This window comes from Collinsella sp. An268 (assembly GCF_002159765.1).
Taxonomy (GTDB): domain Bacteria; phylum Actinomycetota; class Coriobacteriia; order Coriobacteriales; family Coriobacteriaceae; genus Coprousia.
This window is the reverse complement of record NZ_NFJH01000007.1, coordinates 1-15223: the sequence shown is the minus strand read 5'-3', so window position 1 is coordinate 15223 and position 15223 is coordinate 1. Positions and strand designations below refer to the sequence as shown.

The following is a 15223-nucleotide window of genomic DNA, read 5'->3' as shown; positions in this document are numbered from 1 at the left end:
ACGGGGTCGAAACGCCGCACATCAAATGCTGCGTTTCGACCCCGTCCCCAAATGACGCAGTTTTACAGGCCGCCCCCCGCCGAGAAGCCCGCGCAAAACCTGCTCGGGGTCGGCCGAACCGCCGCGCGGCACGAGCGCGGTGATCTTCTTCTGCACCTTGTACTCGGCGACCTCATCCTCAAGCGCGCGCACGCGGGCACGGAGCTCCTCGATCTCTGCCTCGCGCTTCTCCGCGCGCTCCTTCATGTCGAGAATGCGCACCACACCGGCGAGGTTGATGCCCTCGTCCGTCAGCTGATTGATGAGCTCCAGGCGCTCGATGTCCGAGCGTGAGTACAGACGGGTGTTGCCGCCCGAGCGCTTGGGGTTCACGAGCCCCTTCGACTCGTAGACGCGCAGGGTCTGCGGGTGCATGCCCGTCAGCTCCGCCGCCACGCTGATCATGTACAGCGGCTTGTCGCGATCCGCCTGAGCCATCTCAACCAACTCCTCGTACAACCGGCGGCCGCCCGCGCTGAGAGCGCCGACGGCCGCCGAGACCTCACATCAGCTAGACACGTGCACGGTACCGGTTCACCTGTTCACGATAATCCCGGGTATCGCCATCGCGCAACTGCTCAAAGGCGCGGCGCTCGGCATCGCTCAGACGCGTTGGCACCTCGACCTCGATCTTCACCAGAAGCGCTCCCGTGCGCCCGCGGCGCTTCACGTCGGGCGCACCCATCTCTTTGAAGCGGAACGTCTTGCCCGTCTGTGTGCCGGCCGGCACCTTGAGGCGCACCGTCGCGCCGCCCGGGGTGGGCACGTCCACCTGGCAGCCGAGGGCCGCCTCGGCGACCGAGATGGGCAGCGTCATGGTTACATCGGCGCCCTTGCGCTTAAAGAGCGGATGCTCCTCGACATGCGTGGTCACCACCAAATCGCCGCGCTCGCCACCGTTAGCGCCGTACTCACCGCGGCGCTTGTAGCGCAGCTTGCCGCCATCGACGGCGCCCGCGGGAATCGACACGGTGATGACCTGCTGCTCGCCCGTCGAGGGAATGCGGTAGGTCACCTTGCGCGTGGCGCCCATAAAGGCGTCCTCAGCCGAGACATCGACCGTGAGCGACAGGTCGTTACCGCGCTGCGGGCGCGATGCGCGGGCGCCGCCCATGTTGCCGAAGCCCTGCGCCCAATCGCTGCCAAACGCACCGTCGCCATTAAAGATGCTGCTAAAGATATCGCTCCAACCGCCCGCGCCCGGGCCGCCCGCATAGCTGTATGCGCCACCGGGTCGTCCGCCGGCGCCGGGCATGCCGCCAAACATGAGCAGCTGGTCGTACTCTTTGCGCTTCTGGGGATCGGAGAGCGTCTCGTACGCCTCGCTGATCTCCTTGAACTTCGCCTCGTCGCCGCCCGCGTCGGGATGATATTTCTGCGCGAGCTTGCGAAAGGCGGTCTTGATCTCCTTCTCGGAGGCGTCGCGCTTGACGCCGAGCACATCGTAGAAATTCTTTTGCGGCATACGCCTTGCCTCCTCTCAGATTATCGCCCCGCACGCGCCGCATGGGCGCTGCGGGGCCGTTCGAAAATAAGGGCTCCGGAGCCTTGCAGCCCGGAGCCCTTGGCCCTTACTCCTGAGGCGCCTCGGTCGCCGTGTCCGAGGGCTGCTCCCGAGCCGGCTCCTCCACATCCGCGGGCTCCGGCGCAGGGCGCTTTGCCCCGCCGTAGGTAACCGTCACCATCGCGGCGCGCAGGATACGGTCGGCCATCCGGTAGCCCTTCTGGTACACGTCGCGCACCGTCTCGTCAAAGACGCTCGGGTCCTCGACGCGCCCCACGGCCTGGTGCTCGAGCGGGTTGAACGCCTCGCCGGCCGGATCGATGGTCTCGACGCCCTCGTGCGCGAGCACGTCGACCATCTTGGTGTGAACCGCGTCCACACCGTCGACAAACTGCTTCATGTCGTCGGCCATCTCCTGCGTGCGGGCATGGTCGATGGCACGCTCGATATCGTCGAGCACGGGCAGAAGCGCCGTCACGAGCTTCTCGGTGGCGCGCTCGCGCTCGGCCAGGCGCTCAGCCGCCGTGCGACGACGGAAGTTCTCCCAGTCGGCCTGCAGGCGGGCGGCGCGCTCGGTCGCCTCGCGCACGCGGGCATCGGCGCCCTCGCGCACCTCCTCCGCCTCGGCAAGCTGACGGCGCACCTCGGCGAGCTCGTTTTGCGCTTGCTCGTACTTCAGCTTGAAGTCGTTCTCCGCGGCCTCTTCGCCGGCGCGGATGGCGGCCTCGATCATCTCCTCCTCAGACATCTCCGACGCATCGGCGGCGGCGGTGTCCGTGCCCTCAGCGGGCGTCTCCTCCACGGGCTCGGGCTCGGCAGGCGTGTCGGCACGAACCTCGTCGGCGTCCTCTACGGGAATCTTCACGTCCTTCTCCTCAGAGTCAGCGGAGGCGGCGGGGTGAGCCGCCTCCGTGCGAGCGTTCCGGGCGCACATGATTACTTCGCGTCCTTATCGTCGTCGACGACCTCGTACTCGGCGTCAACCACGTCGTCATCGGCGCCCTGCGGCTGCGCACCGCCCTCCGTGGCGGCCTGCGCATCGCTGTAGACGATCTGCGCGAGCTTGTAGGCGACCTCCTGGAGCTTGTCGCCCGCAGCCTTGATGGCATCCACATCGGAGCCCTCGAGCGCGGACTTGGCGGAGGCGATGGCGCTCTCGGCGTCGCTCTTCACGTCGCCGGGGACCTTGTCGCCGAGGTCGGCCAGGGTCTGCTCGGTGGAGTAGCACAGGCTGTCGGTCTGGTTGCGGACCTCGACCTCTTCCTTCTGCTTCTTGTCCTCCTCGGCGTGCGCCTCGGCGTCCTTGACCATGCGGTCGACTTCCTCGTCGGAAAGCGCGGTGGAGCCGGAGATGGTGATCTGCTGCTCCTTGCCGGTGCCCTTGTCCTTAGCGGAGACCTTCACGATGCCGTTGGCGTCGATGTCGAACGTGACCTCGATCTGCGGCACGCCGCGGCGGGCGGCCGGGATGCCGGTGAGCTGGAACTTACCGAGCGACTTGTTGTCGCGCGCCAGCTCGCGCTCGCCCTGGAGGACGTTGATCTCAACGCTAGTCTGGTTGTCGGCGGCGGTGGAGTAGATCTCGGTCTTGGAGGTCGGGATCGTGGTGTTGCGGTCGATCATCTTGGTCATGATGCCGCCCATGGTCTCGACGCCGAGCGACAGCGGGGTGACGTCGAGCAGCAGGATGTCGCTCGGGCCGTCGCCTGCGAGGATGGCGCCCTGAACGGCAGCGCCGCAGGCCACGACCTCGTCCGGGTTCACCGACATGTTGGGCTGCTTGCCCGTCATCTTCTTGACGAGGTCCTGAACGGCCGGCATACGCGTGGAGCCGCCGACGAGGATGACCTCGGTCAGATCGGAGAGGCGCAGGTTGGCGTCGCGCAGGGCGTTGGTCACCGGCTGCTTGCAGCGCTCGAGCAGATCGTGCGTGATGCGCTCGAACTCGGTGCGGGAGAGCGTGTAGTCGAGGTGCTTCGGGCCGGTGGCGTCAGCGGTGATGAAGGGCAGGTTGACGGTGGCCTGCTGGGCAGCGGAGAGCTCCTTCTTGGCGTTCTCGGCGGCCTCCTTCAGGCGCTGCAGGGCCATGGGGTCCTGACGCAGGTCGATGCCGTTGTCCTGCTGGAACTTGTCGGCGAGCCAGTCGATGACGCGCTGGTCCCAGTCGTCGCCGCCCAGGTGGTTGTCGCCGGAGGTGGAGAGCACCTCAAACACGCCGTCGGCGAGATCCAGAATGGAGACGTCGAAGGTGCCGCCACCGAGGTCGAAGACGAGAATGCGCTGGTCGGTGCCCTGCTTGTCGAGGCCGTAGGCGAGCGCTGCGGCCGTCGGCTCGTTGACGATACGCTTGACGTTCAGGCCCGCGATCTTGCCCGCGTCCTTGGTTGCCTGGCGCTGCGCGTCGTTGAAGTAGGCCGGCACGGTGATGACGGCGTCCGTGACGGTCTCGCCGAGGTACTTCTCGGCATCGGTCTTCATCTTCTGCAGAATCATGGCGCTGACCTGCTCGGGCGTGAAGTCCTGGCCATCGATGGAGGCGACGGCACGACCGCCCTGGCCCTCCTTGACGCTGTACGGCACGGTCTTGAGCTCAGAGGAGACCTCAGAGAACTTGCGGCCCATGAAGCGCTTGATGGAGAAGACGGTGTTCTTGGGGTTGGTCACCGCCTGGTTCTTGGCGGCCTTGCCCACCACGCGGTCGCCGTCGGCACGGAAGCCCACGACGGACGGGGTGGTGCGATCGCCCTCGGCGTTGACGATGATGGTGGGGTTGCCGCCCTCGAAGACGGCCATAGCCGAGTTGGTGGTACCGAGGTCGATACCGAGGATCTTGTTGCTCATAGGATGTCCCTCCTTTTGCCGGGGGCGCATCGCCCGCCGGTTGCTGCCGCGCGCCCCGGCACGCCGCCGGAACATCACGACATCGTTGTCGTTCGGTCCTATCTTATCCTGCATAGGGGCACCCTATACGCCACGTTTCAGAAAATCTAAGTCAATTCATATAAGATTTTTTAGCGTGACCACCAACAGGTCGACGGAGGCGCATGGGCCGCGCTGCCGCGCGCGGCCATCCCCGAGGGGCCCAACCACAAACCGCAGTGGCGCGCACGAACCCCGCGTGTTACCGCGCTCCGCTCGCGCTCCACCATAGCGCAGCCTCTGAGCTGCTACGGTATCCCGTAGGCCATTGACCTGCAAAAGGTTTACCATGGCTGACTCGGTGAACGGTATGAATTGGCCGCATTAGGGTCTTGCAAATAGACGCGCGCGGGGTATATTGAACCCATCAGACCCGGCTCATTCGCCTGGGACGCCGGGCGCTATTAGAGGAGGAACTACCATGGCCCATCCCGTTATTTCTGCCGACGATTGCATCGCTTGTGGCGTCTGCGTTGACGACTGCCCGCAGGGCGTCCTCGAGATGCAGGACGTTGCCACCGTGGTTGATGAGGATTCCTGCATCGCCTGTGGCATCTGCCAGGACAACTGCCCGGCCGGCGCCATCACCGAGATCACCGAGGACTAGTCTTTAGCCTTGCATCGTCGATGGCGGCTTTGCCCGCACGACTCGAGCACATCGCTCACATAGGGGCTCCCCGCGGGGAGCCCCTTTTTCACGCCCGGCTCATTGCGCACATTACCGCGTACATTGCAGGCCCTTTTGCCGGGGCCGCGGTGCAATATCGGCCGCAATGTACGGCAAAACGCGCTCCGACGGCCGAGGCGGGGCCCAGGGCACATTGCGAGGGGAAATGTACAGGCCGCTACCTGCGGTTTCACGCACCGTACACTCGCGCGCACATTGACGGGTTCTTTGCCGCAGAAAATGTACGGCCACCCGGGCAAAACACGCGGCAATGTACGCGCTAATGTACGGCCGGGCAGCGGAGGGGCCGAGCTGAGAGAGATGCAGTTAAAAAGATGGGGCTAATATGGTGAGCCGAGCGGTGGGAGCTGCTTGAGATAGGCCCACACGCGCTGCTTGGAGGCCGCATCGGCAAGCGACGCCTCAAAGCCCCCGAGGGCGAGCACGCGGCGGCCAAGCACGCGGGCAACGAGCCCGGGCTCCAGCATCGCCACTTCAAACTGCTCGATATGCGCGAGCGCATCGGCATACGCCTCGCGCATCGCATGCGCCGCCTTCCCGTCGAGGAGCACGACCGCCTCGGGGTCGAGCGCCTCCAGCGCCTCGCGAAAGAGCTCCACGGGCACCTCATCACCGGCCGCAAGACTGCCATCGTCGGCATCCCCGGCAACGGTGGCGAGCGCGCAGAAATCCTCCGGAGCGTAGCCGAGGCGCAGCAGCGCCGCGCGCAGGGCCGTACCGTCGGCGCCGGAGAGAAGCGCCGCGCCGGCACGCTCGGCGTCATTGAGCTCACCCTTAACGAGCACGATGGGCGAAAAACCATCGCCCTCCATACGGACGCCCCGCGCCTCCAGGCTTTTGAGCTCGGCCTCCGCCGCAGTTAGATACGCCGCACGTGTCTCGCGCGCCGATATGCCCATCGATCCTCCTCCGTATCTGCGCCGCCCGGTCGGCGGCGCGTGCCACCCATTGTACGCGCTCGCCGCAAGAAAAAGGATTCTTGTGCGCCCTCATTTTGTGTAAGCTGCCGCCGGATGGGTATAAGCCCCAACGTAACCAACCGAAGCGCCGCATAAGCGCACTCCCCCGAGGAGGAACCATGGCAGATATCACGACGGTAACCGCCGAGTCCTTTGATGCCCTCATGACCGAGGAGCTGCCCGTCCTTATCGACTTCTGGGCACCGTGGTGCGGCCCGTGCCGCACGCTTTCCCCCATCGTCGACGAGCTGGCCGACGAGCTGGCCGGCCGTCTCAAGGTTGCCAAGTGCAACGTCGACGAGAACCAGGACCTCGCCATGAAGTTTGGCGTCATGTCCATCCCCACGCTCGTGGTGTTCAAGGGCGGCCAGGAGGTGGGCCGCACCGTGGGCGCCATGCCCAAGGCGCGTCTTGCCGCCGAGCTCGAGAACTACCTGTAAGCGCGGCGTCGGGCGGGATCGCGACTCCCCCGCCCGCGCTTGCGCCTCGTCTCTCGCCCCGGGCCCGCACCAATGCGGCCCGGGGCGTTTGCATATACGGCCTCTCACGGTATGCACCGCCTGTTGATGATGCTGGTACAATCGGGACGACCACCTAAACTAAGCGCAGGGCAGCGAAACCCCGCCGTGTAAGGAGACATACCATGCATGACGTTGGAATGAACATGAGTCAGCTCGCCATGAGCGTCAAGCAGGTAGACGACACCATCGCGCTTGCCCGCACGTGGAGCCACGACCTCTACCATGCCACCGAGGCCTTTGACATGCAGCGCATTGAGGAGAAGCTCAGCCGCGCCATGAAGGCGCTTGACGAGGCGCGCGAAGCGCTCGCCGGTTACGAGGACGCCATCGAGGCCGACCACAACTCCGTTGGCTCCGTGCGCCTGGTGTAGCCATGGGAGCCCACGGCACCACAGGCGAACTTGCCCGCTTCTCCATCGCCATCCCGGCTGAGCTCCTTGCCGCTTTCGATGCGCAGATCGCGCGCGCCGGAGGCCCTGCCAACCGGTCCGAGGCGATTCGCGACCTCATCCGCGCATCCCTGGTGCAAGACGAGCTGCGCACGCCCAATGCCGAGGTCATAGGCTCGCTCACCATGATCTACGACCATCACACGGGCGACCTCACCCGCAGGCTCGACGCCATCCAGCACGATTACACGCACGAGATCGTCTCGACCATGCACGTGCACCTCGATCACCATAACTGCCTGGAGATTCTTGCCCTTAAGGGCCGTGGCGAGCGCGTATACGAGCTTGCCGACAAGCTCCTGGGGCTGCGGGGCGTAAAGCACGGCGAGCTCACCTGCGCCGCCACCGAAGAGAGCCTCGAGCGCTGACGCCTGCGTGCCGCAGCCGTCTACCGAGCGATTGCGCCCGCTCGGAGGATGGCTGCGCAACGCGGGCAGGACGGACAACTACACTGTCCTTGTCGCAAGAATTGCATAGAGTCGCGTGTTTCCGCAGAACCCGGTTTGCTCAGCCGGGGTTTTTGCATGCCTAGGGTTTCAAGTACCGCCCCAGGCAATTGCCCACATCCATCGGGCACGGTGCATTGGCCAGCCGCCCGCTTAGAAAGGAAACACCATGGGACTCTTCTCCAAGCTCTTCACCAAAGAAGCCGATACCTCCGCACCCGCACCGAGCGTCCTCTGCCCGGTCACCGGCACACTGGCCGACATCTCTACCGTCGCCGATCAGGCGTTTGCCAGTAAGGCCATGGGCGACGGCGTGGCCATCGTGCCCACCGAGGGTGCTGTTATCGCCCCGGTCTCGGGCACGGTCGATGCGCTTTTCCCCACGGGCCACGCCTTTGGTATCACCGGCGACAACGGTATCACCGTCATGGTCCACGTAGGCATCGACACCGTTGAGATGCAGGGCGATGGCTTCACACTGCACGTTGCGCAGGGCGACCGCGTCACGGCTGGCCAGAAGCTACTCGATATCGATATCGAGAAGATCCGCGCCGCGGGCTACGACCCGGTAACCATGTGCCTCGTTGCCGAGCACACCTGCTCAGGCAACCTCCACAAGCACGACGACGGCTCGGTAACTGTGCAAGACACCGCCATCTGGTTTGCCTAAGAGGGCAGAAGGAGCGTCGCCCGTGCCGCGCTGCGGCGGGCATATCGCTCGCGCCCGACGTCCATCCGTCTACAAGAGAGCGCCCGGTCATCGCCGGGCGCTCTCGTCTTACGCACCCGAGACGCACCGGCGCGCCTCTTCAGGCGCAGAACCGAGGCAAGCGCCAACATGATGCCGGCGACCGACAAGAGCATCACAGGTTGAATCATCGCGCCGGAAAAGCGCTTCATGACTCCAGCCACATCTACCTTCATTGACCCCACTCCCCTCAAATTGATTGGGTCTCAGTTAGGACATTTGTGGTTAGAGAAACGCGGCCGCTATCTCACTCCGATTTGCATTATGCCTGTCGCGTACAACTTGCTCGAACAGGATGGGATTCCGTGAACGACGCCGGCCCAGAAAAAATGCATTTCGGCAAAATGCCGTTCACGACCTGTTTGCTACCGTTCGCGGCAAGAAGGTGAAAAAACAGGGTGCGCACCGGCCCATCCCGTCACCGGCCCGCCCGCCGGGCGCCGGCGCAATCGCCCTGCACGCACCCCCCCGATTCGCCCGGCCCGGCCCCACGCCGCCGTCCGCGAAAGGATCGCTTGCGGCGCCGCAAAAATGAGTCCCCTGCCCCGGCACCGAGTTGTACTAAGGTTTCGGTACCGGGCGTCGGCGCGCGCCAACGGCCCGTCCGCATCGCTCCGAGCGCACACCCAAGTGAAAGGAAGCCCATGGATCAGCAGAACCATCTCTCGGCGCGTCTTGTCGTTGAAGACGATTTTCAAGTGGGGGCCGTTCACGACCGCCTGTTCGGCTCGTTTGTAGAGCACCTGGGCCGCTGCGTATACACCGGCATCTACGAGCCGGAGCACCCCACCGCCGACGAGCATGGCTTTCGCCGCGACGTGATCGAGCTCGTGCGCGAACTCGGCGTCACCGCCGTCCGCTACCCCGGGGGGAACTTCGTCTCCGGATACCGCTGGGAGGACGGCGTCGGCCCCCGGGAGGAGCGCCCGCGCCGACTCGATCTTGCCTGGCACTCGACCGAGACCAACGAGTTCGGCCTGCACGAGATGGCCGCATGGCTCGCAGCCACGGGCGGCAACGAGCTGATGGAGGCCGTGAACCTCGGCACGCGCGGCCTTGAAGAGGCCCTTGACCTCCTGGAATACGCCAACATCCCCGGTGGCACGGCGCTCTCTGAGCGCCGGCGCGCCAACGGCGCCGACGAGCCGTTCGACATCCGCATGTGGTGCCTTGGCAACGAGATGGACGGGCCCTGGCAGCTCGGGCACAAGACCGCCGAGGACTACGGCACGCTCGCGGCCTCCGTCGCCGCCGGCATGCGCCAGATCGATCCAGATGTCGAGCTGGTCGTCTGCGGCTCCTCGTCGCACGGCATGCCCACCTTCGGCGCCTGGGAGCAGACCGTGCTGGAGCGGACCTTCGAAAACGTGGATTTCATCTCCTGCCATGCGTACTACCAGCCCGCCCTCAACGACGATGGCACGCGCGACATGGCGAGCTTCCTCGCGTCGGGCGAGGACATGGACGGCTTCATCAACGACGTCGCCGCCATCATCGACGCCACCAAGGCGCGCCTCAAAAGCACGCACGACGTCTCTATCTCGTTTGACGAGTGGAACGTCTGGTATCAGGGCGAGGAGCCGAGCAAGGTCCCCGAGGGCAGGGGCAACTGGCCGGTCGCCCCGCGCCTGCTCGAGGACATCTACTCGGTCGCCGACGCCGTGGTCTTCGGCGACCTCCTTATCACGCTGCTGAAAAACGCCGACCGTGTGCGCGCCGCCTGCGTGGCGCAACTCGTGAACGTCATCGCCCCGATCATGACCGAGCCGGGCGGTCCGGCGTGGCGCCAGACCACGTTCTGGCCGTTTGCCCTGACCGCGCGCCTGGCGAAGGGCGGCACCGTGCTGGAGCCCAAGCTTACCGCCGACACCGTGGCGACCCCGCGCTACGGCGCGGTCAACGGCGTGAACGCCGTGGCGGTGCGCTGCGCGGACGGCACGCTGGCCGTGTTCGCGACCAACCGCTCGCAAGACGCCCCCGCCGCCTTCGAGGTCACGGTGCCCGGCACCGCGGAGACCGTCGAGGCGACGACCCTGCACGACAGCGACCCGTTTGCCGCCAACACCCTTAACGACCGGGAGCGCGTCGCTCCCTACGCCAACGATTCGGCCGCGCTCGACGCCGCGTCCGGCACGGTGCGCGTCACGTTGCCGCCGATCAGCTGGACGGTCCTGCACATAAGGTAAGGCGCTCCGCACAGACACGTGCCCGCCCCATCATGAGGCGGGCGCGTACAACTGTTGCATCGGCAGCCGCCGGCTACGCCTCCTCGAGCAGGAACGTGACGCGCGGGCCCAGCGCATCGAGCAGGAAAAGCTCCTCGGGCGCGATGCGGCCGATGTGGTTGCGCTGTCCATCGTTGGGCATATCCTTGAGCACGATCTGCAGCTCGGCGCGGTAATGCGCGAGATTGTCGTTCACCACCACGATATCACCGCGATGGAACATGGGCTCCGCCCAGGCACGCGGCTCGATAGCCTGGCCGCGGTAGGACATGCGCGTCATGCGGGAGCGCAGCATGTACGCGGTGCCGTCGCCGCCGTCGCTGTGGCGCCGGTAGTCCAGCGCGATCGAGCGCTCGATGGGCGAGATATCATCATCGAGGTCGACGTGCAGGAGCGTGCGCTCGCCCGCACCGAAGAGCGCCGCGATCCCGTCGAACTGCGATGCGGCGCCGTCCGAAGCCTTCGGCTCGTCCTCGCCGGCGAGCTTGCGCATGAGCGCGCCTACGGCGACAAGCTCCTCGTCGGTCGCCGGCTCGTTGCCGATCAGGATCTCGTCGACGTCCCCCAGCAACAGGGCATGGCGCAGTTGCAGCTCAAGGGGCATGTCGCGATGGTCCTCCACGGTGGGAAGGCCCTCGCGCACCGGCCAGGGGCCGCGCGCGCCCTCGCTCCGGCTGCTGATGAACATGCCCACCCGCGCGCCGCGCGCCTTCCAGAAAGTATTCATCTGGCAGTAGGCCTCGACGCTCTCCGCTGTGAAGCGCTGCGGGTAGAAGTTGTGGCACACCGCGACCTTGGGCATGAGCTCCGCCGGAATGAAGCGGCAGAGCAGATCCTCCATCATGGCGTTGAACTCGATGCCGATACCATAGGGGTTCTCTATCAGCGCGGCGTTGCGTTCATCGAAAAACGGCATGTCCATGCGCAGCACGTCGATGCCCATGCGGTGGAAGATCTCGAGGTTATCGGCCGCAGCCCCAATACGGTCAAAGAGCATGGGGTTCACGTCAACCGAGAGCTCCATCCCCAGCGCATGTACGCGCTCCGCGAGCGACCCAAAACGCTCCACAAGAGCATCTGCCCCCTCGTCGACCGAGAACATGCTGGTAAACACCTTTTTGAAACCGGCAGCCGCCACACGCTCGAGATACGAAGCGAGCTCTTCCGCCGACTCCTGCTCCGGGTAGACCGAGACTCCCAGCTTGACCATAAAACCTCCTGGCTCGAATTGTCTGCACAGCGAGTCAACTGTATCGAAGCTACTGCCTCTGTGCCGCAAGCTGACGGCGAACACCGGCGGACGGCACGCACGTATTCGGCGACTGGCTGCCATCTCTGCTATATCGCACGCGGTTCGAACGTATTCGAAACCGGCCGCTCGTCACAATGCACGCTGGTGCACCAACCCGTCAACATGCACCTCATCGCGGTCGGCATCGTATAGGTACAGCACGTCAAAGGGGCTCGCGACCAGCTTGCGCGCACCTTCGCCAAAACGCCGACGCGCCGCCTCAGGCACATCGGGGGAGCCCATCTCTGGCATGTGCTCAAGGTAGGACACAAGCGTAATGATGCGCTGATAGACGCGCTCCGACTGAACGTCTGCCAGCGCATCGACAAACGTATCGGAGAATATCAGGCGCGTCATTAGGCAACTCGCGCACGGCGCGCGGAAACAGCGGACTTTAGGGCATCGACGCCCTCCACATAGCGGCCCTCTCGAATATCGCTTTCCCCGCGCTCGTACGCCTCAAGGCACTCGCGCTCATAAAGAGCCTCTGCTACGGCGCGCTCGATGGTCTGCTCGAGCACTTCCTCCGAGCAGAACACATAGGCAGAGGCCCCGTTTTCCGTGATGCGCAGAAGCTTGCTCTTTGCCGCCTCACGAACTTCACGCTGATTTTTCTGAAGTGCGCTGATGGGATACACGCTTGCCGGCTCAAAAACCATTGGGACCTCCCCTGATAATCTATATTCCCTACATTATATAGATAATTATCTATATGATTAGCTGTCTATTTTGGAATCCGACTCTGATCCACAAGAGACAAACGGTAGAAATTCGCCGCCGAGCGGTAGGCGATAAAGCTTACTTGACAGACCAGCGCCCGCGCTCCTACTATGCGGGAGCACAGGGTGTAACCCACGCAATCGCGACGGGGCAGACTGGACGCTAAGAGGCGTACTATGTCTGTTCCGTTTTTTCATGCCGAGGGGAGGCACCGTGGTCGTCGTTAAGCGCATCAACAACAATGCCGTGCTCTGCGTGGACTCCGCTGGCCATCAGGTCGTGGCGCTCGGTCGCGGGCTCGCACAGGCCACACTCGGCAGCGAGCTTGACCTCGACCTTGTCGACCACACCTTCTATGACGTTGAACCGCGCTATGTTGAGCTCATGCGCGACCTCGACCTTGCCTATCTGGAGGTAAGCGCTCAGATCATCGACATGGCACGCAGCATGCTCACCTATGGGCTCTCGCCTAATATCGAGGTAGCGCTAGCCGACCACATCCAATTTGCCGTGCAGCGCATGCGAGAGCATATCTATCTCTCGACGCCCCTTTCCTACGATTTGCAGCAGAACTATCCACTGGAATATAAGATCGCGCAGTGGGCGCTCACACGTATTGACCACCTGTTTGAGGTCACGCTGCCTCGCAACGAGATAGCCGGCATTGCTATGTGCATCATCAACGGTGCATACAGCTCCGCCGGTGCCGTATCCAGCGATTCCGCCGAGACGCAGGACCGCCTACTGGAAGACATCACGCGCATTGTTGAGGAGACCATGGGCACAGCGGTCGATCGCGAGGGCTTTGGTTTTGCGCGCTTTGCCACGCACGTCCAATACCTCATTCGGCGCGTTGCGACAGGAGACGCCATCGCAAGCGAGAACTCGGGCATGTATGCCTTGGCAGCCACCGACAATCCGCAGGCATCCACCTGTGTAGAAGCCATTGCGGCCCTGTTGATGAGCACGTACCAGCAAGAACTTACCGATGAGGAGAAGCTCTACCTCATCCTCCATATCAACCGTATCTGCTCGCATCCAAGCGCCAACGAGGGTTAATACCCCGGTGCTCGACGCGAAAAGATTGCTATCCGGGGTCGGTGCGGCGCGCACGCCGACCAGGGCATAGGGAACATCAGCGGTCGTGAAACAAAACGACCACCGCCTGCAAAGGCGGACAGAGAAAGGAGCAGCCGTGGCTGACAACAAGCAGATCGCAGCAGACGTGCTCGAAGCTGTGGGAGGCAAGAGCAACGTCAGTTTCGTAACCCATTGCATGACGCGCCTGCGCTTCACGCTGAAGGACCGCACCGTACCCGATGCCGCTGCCGTCAAAAAGATCAACGGCGTGCTGGGTGCTCAGGAATCCGGCGGACAGTTCCAGATCATCATCGGCCAGAACGTGCCGAAGGTCTATGACGAGCTCTGCGCCATGGGTGGTTTTGCCAAGCAGGCGGCCATCGACGAGAACCTCGATGCCCCTGCCGAGAAGCTGACCCCTTCCGTGGTTGGCAAGCGCATCATGAACTACCTCGCCGGCTCCATGACGCCTATGATTCCCGTGCTTCTCGCAGCTGGTCTCTTCAAGACCGTCGGTGTGGTGCTCGGGCCAACGATGACGGGCGTGCTCGCCGCCGATAGCGATGTTGTGCGCCTTATGGACATGATCTACAACGCCGCGTTCTACTTCATGCCCATCTACCTTGGTTACAACGCTGCCAAACAAATCGGCCTCACGCCCATCCTCGGCGCGTTTCTGGGTGGCATGCTCATAGAGCCCAATTTCTCGGCACTCGCCAGCGAGGGAACTGCGTTCAGCATTTATGGCGCTTTCCCCTGCACCCCGGGCAGCTATGCTCAAACCGTGCTCCCCATTTTGCTGACAATCCCCGTTGCCTACGCACTCGAGCGCATCCTGCGCAAGAACATGCCCGATGCGCTGCAGACCGTCTTCACTCCGTTCCTCACGCTTGGTATCACGCTGCCCATTATGCTCTGCCTGCTCGCGCCGATTGGCTCGTGGCTCGGTAACGGACTCGCCGCTGCGTTCAACTTCATTGGCACCTCGGGCGGCATCATCTCTATCATCGGCGGCGGCATCCTCGCTGCTGCCTGGTTGCCCATGGTCATCACCGGCATGCATGTGGCGCTCATCGGCATCGCACAGGTCGCCTTCCTCCAGGCAGGTTCCGATCCCTTCATCTTTGTGGCAATCACCATCAGCCTGTGGCCGGCCTTTGGCGCAGAGATTGCCTCGTTCTTAAAGCTCAAGCTCGCTGAAGAGAAGAGCGCCTGCGCCGGCTACCTGATCGCACAGCTCATTGGTGGCGTCGGCGAGCCGTTCATCTACGGCATGGACTTCCGCTACCCCAAGCTCTTCGTATGCAGCATGGTTGGCAGCTTTGTCTCGGGCGCCCTCGCGCTTGCTCTTGGCGTGACGGCTTATGTCGCCGGCTTGCCCTCGAGCGTGCTTTCCATCCTCACGTTCGTGGGAGGTGGTACGGGCAACCTCGTTTCCGCCTGCATCGCCGCTTCCGCCGGTTTTGCTGTCTCGTTCATCGTCACGTGGTTCTTTGGCTTCACCAAGGATGAGATCGAGAACGGCCCTGTGAGCGAGCGCGCGTAGATTCGCAAAACAACCGCTGTGCGCAGCCCCGCAAGGCACTGACGGCCGCGCCCAACAACCGCAGCGCCCGGACGCAGGACTCCCCCCC

At 64.0% G+C, this 15223-nt stretch carries 17 protein-coding genes; 8 read left to right on the top strand and 9 right to left on the bottom strand.

What is annotated here, in order from left to right:
- Positions 1 to 21: 21 nt before the first annotated feature.
- The 4 genes from B5F70_RS06660 to dnaK all read right to left on the bottom strand — a co-directional run bounded on the left by B5F70_RS06660 (position 22) and on the right by dnaK (position 4384).
- On the bottom strand, positions 22 to 477 hold the full coding sequence (locus B5F70_RS06660; protein WP_087204797.1) for a helix-turn-helix transcriptional regulator: 456 nt from the start codon (positions 475 to 477) through the stop codon (positions 22 to 24).
- Between the two features lie 73 nt (positions 478 to 550).
- Positions 551 to 1504 carry a J domain-containing protein gene (locus B5F70_RS06655; RefSeq protein ID WP_087204796.1) on the bottom strand — a complete coding sequence of 318 codons (954 nt, stop codon included), beginning with the start codon at positions 1502 to 1504 and terminating at the stop codon, positions 551 to 553.
- A 106-nt stretch (positions 1505 to 1610) separates the two neighbouring features.
- A complete protein-coding gene (locus B5F70_RS06650) occupies positions 1611 to 2408 on the bottom strand; it encodes a nucleotide exchange factor GrpE (RefSeq protein WP_241145928.1) in 798 nt (265 codons plus the stop codon).
- Positions 2409 to 2479: 71 nt separating this feature from the next.
- On the bottom strand, positions 2480 to 4384 hold the full coding sequence (gene dnaK / locus B5F70_RS06645; protein ID WP_087204794.1) for a molecular chaperone DnaK: 1905 nt from the start codon (positions 4382 to 4384) through the stop codon (positions 2480 to 2482).
- Positions 4385 to 4883: 499 nt separating this feature from the next.
- On the opposite strand from dnaK, the gene B5F70_RS06640 reads away from it, so the two are divergent.
- Entirely contained in the window at positions 4884 to 5069 is a 186-nt protein-coding gene (locus B5F70_RS06640; RefSeq protein ID WP_087204793.1) for a 4Fe-4S binding protein, read from the top strand.
- A gap of 401 nt (positions 5070 to 5470) precedes the next feature.
- Here B5F70_RS06640 and B5F70_RS06635 read toward each other — a convergent pair whose 3' ends face one another.
- Complete coding sequence (locus B5F70_RS06635; RefSeq protein ID WP_087204792.1) at positions 5471 to 6049, bottom strand: hypothetical protein; 579 nt, start codon at positions 6047 to 6049, stop codon at positions 5471 to 5473.
- 179 nt (positions 6050 to 6228) lie between these two features.
- Here B5F70_RS06635 and trxA point away from each other — a divergent pair, with 179 nt between their 5' ends.
- The 4 genes from trxA to B5F70_RS06615 all read left to right on the top strand — a co-directional run bounded on the left by trxA (position 6229) and on the right by B5F70_RS06615 (position 8195).
- The gene (trxA, locus tag B5F70_RS06630) at positions 6229 to 6549 is read left to right on the top strand and encodes a thioredoxin (RefSeq protein WP_087204791.1); all 321 of its coding nucleotides are present in this window, start codon (positions 6229 to 6231) and stop codon (positions 6547 to 6549) included.
- 203 nt (positions 6550 to 6752) lie between these two features.
- On the top strand, positions 6753 to 7001 hold the full coding sequence (locus B5F70_RS06625; protein WP_087204790.1) for a hypothetical protein: 249 nt from the start codon (positions 6753 to 6755) through the stop codon (positions 6999 to 7001).
- A 2-nt stretch (positions 7002 to 7003) separates the two neighbouring features.
- Positions 7004 to 7447: a nickel-responsive transcriptional regulator NikR gene (gene nikR / locus B5F70_RS06620; RefSeq protein WP_087204789.1), complete on the top strand. Its 444-nt coding sequence runs from the start codon at positions 7004 to 7006 to the stop codon at positions 7445 to 7447.
- 247 nt (positions 7448 to 7694) lie between these two features.
- Positions 7695 to 8195: a PTS glucose transporter subunit IIA gene (locus tag B5F70_RS06615; RefSeq protein WP_087204788.1), complete on the top strand. Its 501-nt coding sequence runs from the start codon at positions 7695 to 7697 to the stop codon at positions 8193 to 8195.
- Here the strand turns inward: B5F70_RS06615 and B5F70_RS06610 are convergent.
- Entirely contained in the window at positions 8192 to 8449 is a 258-nt protein-coding gene (locus B5F70_RS06610; protein WP_087204787.1) for a hypothetical protein, read from the bottom strand. The genes B5F70_RS06615 and B5F70_RS06610 overlap by 4 nt on opposite strands.
- A 468-nt stretch (positions 8450 to 8917) precedes the next feature.
- On the opposite strand from B5F70_RS06610, the gene B5F70_RS06605 reads away from it, so the two are divergent.
- Entirely contained in the window at positions 8918 to 10459 is a 1542-nt protein-coding gene (locus tag B5F70_RS06605) for an alpha-L-arabinofuranosidase C-terminal domain-containing protein (RefSeq protein WP_087204786.1), read from the top strand.
- Between the two features lie 73 nt (positions 10460 to 10532).
- Here B5F70_RS06605 and B5F70_RS06600 read toward each other — a convergent pair whose 3' ends face one another.
- From B5F70_RS06600 to B5F70_RS06590, 3 genes are all read right to left on the bottom strand, one after another.
- Positions 10533 to 11708, bottom strand: a complete 1176-nt coding sequence (locus tag B5F70_RS06600) for a MupG family TIM beta-alpha barrel fold protein (RefSeq protein WP_158094954.1) — start codon at positions 11706 to 11708, stop codon at positions 10533 to 10535.
- A gap of 171 nt (positions 11709 to 11879) precedes the next feature.
- Positions 11880 to 12146: a hypothetical protein gene (locus B5F70_RS06595; protein ID WP_087204784.1), complete on the bottom strand. Its 267-nt coding sequence runs from the start codon at positions 12144 to 12146 to the stop codon at positions 11880 to 11882.
- Complete coding sequence (locus tag B5F70_RS06590; RefSeq protein WP_087204783.1) at positions 12146 to 12448, bottom strand: hypothetical protein; 303 nt, start codon at positions 12446 to 12448, stop codon at positions 12146 to 12148. Before B5F70_RS06590 ends, B5F70_RS06595 begins: the two co-directional genes overlap by 1 nt.
- A 274-nt stretch (positions 12449 to 12722) precedes the next feature.
- Between B5F70_RS06590 and B5F70_RS06585 the strand changes: the two genes are divergently transcribed.
- Together B5F70_RS06585 and B5F70_RS06580 are read left to right on the top strand one after the other, a co-directional pair.
- Positions 12723 to 13568, top strand: coding sequence for a PRD domain-containing protein (locus B5F70_RS06585; RefSeq protein ID WP_158094953.1), 846 nt, complete (start codon positions 12723 to 12725; stop codon positions 13566 to 13568).
- A gap of 136 nt (positions 13569 to 13704) precedes the next feature.
- Positions 13705 to 15135 (top strand): PTS transporter subunit EIIC, encoded by a 1431-nt coding sequence (locus B5F70_RS06580; protein WP_158094952.1) that lies wholly within the window; start codon positions 13705 to 13707, stop codon positions 15133 to 15135.
- The last annotated feature ends 88 nt before the right edge of the window (positions 15136 to 15223 follow it).

What these genes read in the sequence shown, in the direction of transcription:
- B5F70_RS06595 (WP_087204784.1), bottom strand. Translation starts at nt 12,146, where the DNA reads ATGACGCGCCTGATATTCTCCGATACGTTTGTCGATGCGCTGGCAGAC.
- trxA (WP_087204791.1), top strand. Translation starts at nt 6,229, where the DNA reads ATGGCAGATATCACGACGGTAACCGCCGAGTCCTTTGATGCCCTCATG.
- B5F70_RS06600 (WP_158094954.1), bottom strand. Translation starts at nt 11,708, where the DNA reads ATGGTCAAGCTGGGAGTCTCGGTCTACCCGGAGCAGGAGTCGGCGGAA.
- dnaK (WP_087204794.1), bottom strand. Translation starts at nt 4,384, where the DNA reads ATGAGCAACAAGATCCTCGGTATCGACCTCGGTACCACCAACTCGGCT.
- B5F70_RS06640 (WP_087204793.1), top strand. Translation starts at nt 4,884, where the DNA reads ATGGCCCATCCCGTTATTTCTGCCGACGATTGCATCGCTTGTGGCGTC.
- B5F70_RS06635 (WP_087204792.1), bottom strand. Translation starts at nt 6,049, where the DNA reads ATGGGCATATCGGCGCGCGAGACACGTGCGGCGTATCTAACTGCGGCG.
- B5F70_RS06625 (WP_087204790.1), top strand. Translation starts at nt 6,753, where the DNA reads ATGCATGACGTTGGAATGAACATGAGTCAGCTCGCCATGAGCGTCAAG.
- B5F70_RS06590 (WP_087204783.1), bottom strand. Translation starts at nt 12,448, where the DNA reads ATGGTTTTTGAGCCGGCAAGCGTGTATCCCATCAGCGCACTTCAGAAA.
- nikR (WP_087204789.1), top strand. Translation starts at nt 7,004, where the DNA reads ATGGGAGCCCACGGCACCACAGGCGAACTTGCCCGCTTCTCCATCGCC.
- B5F70_RS06615 (WP_087204788.1), top strand. Translation starts at nt 7,695, where the DNA reads ATGGGACTCTTCTCCAAGCTCTTCACCAAAGAAGCCGATACCTCCGCA.
- B5F70_RS06660 (WP_087204797.1), bottom strand. Translation starts at nt 477, where the DNA reads ATGGCTCAGGCGGATCGCGACAAGCCGCTGTACATGATCAGCGTGGCG.
- B5F70_RS06610 (WP_087204787.1), bottom strand. Translation starts at nt 8,449, where the DNA reads ATGAAGGTAGATGTGGCTGGAGTCATGAAGCGCTTTTCCGGCGCGATG.
- B5F70_RS06605 (WP_087204786.1), top strand. Translation starts at nt 8,918, where the DNA reads ATGGATCAGCAGAACCATCTCTCGGCGCGTCTTGTCGTTGAAGACGAT.
- B5F70_RS06655 (WP_087204796.1), bottom strand. Translation starts at nt 1,504, where the DNA reads ATGCCGCAAAAGAATTTCTACGATGTGCTCGGCGTCAAGCGCGACGCC.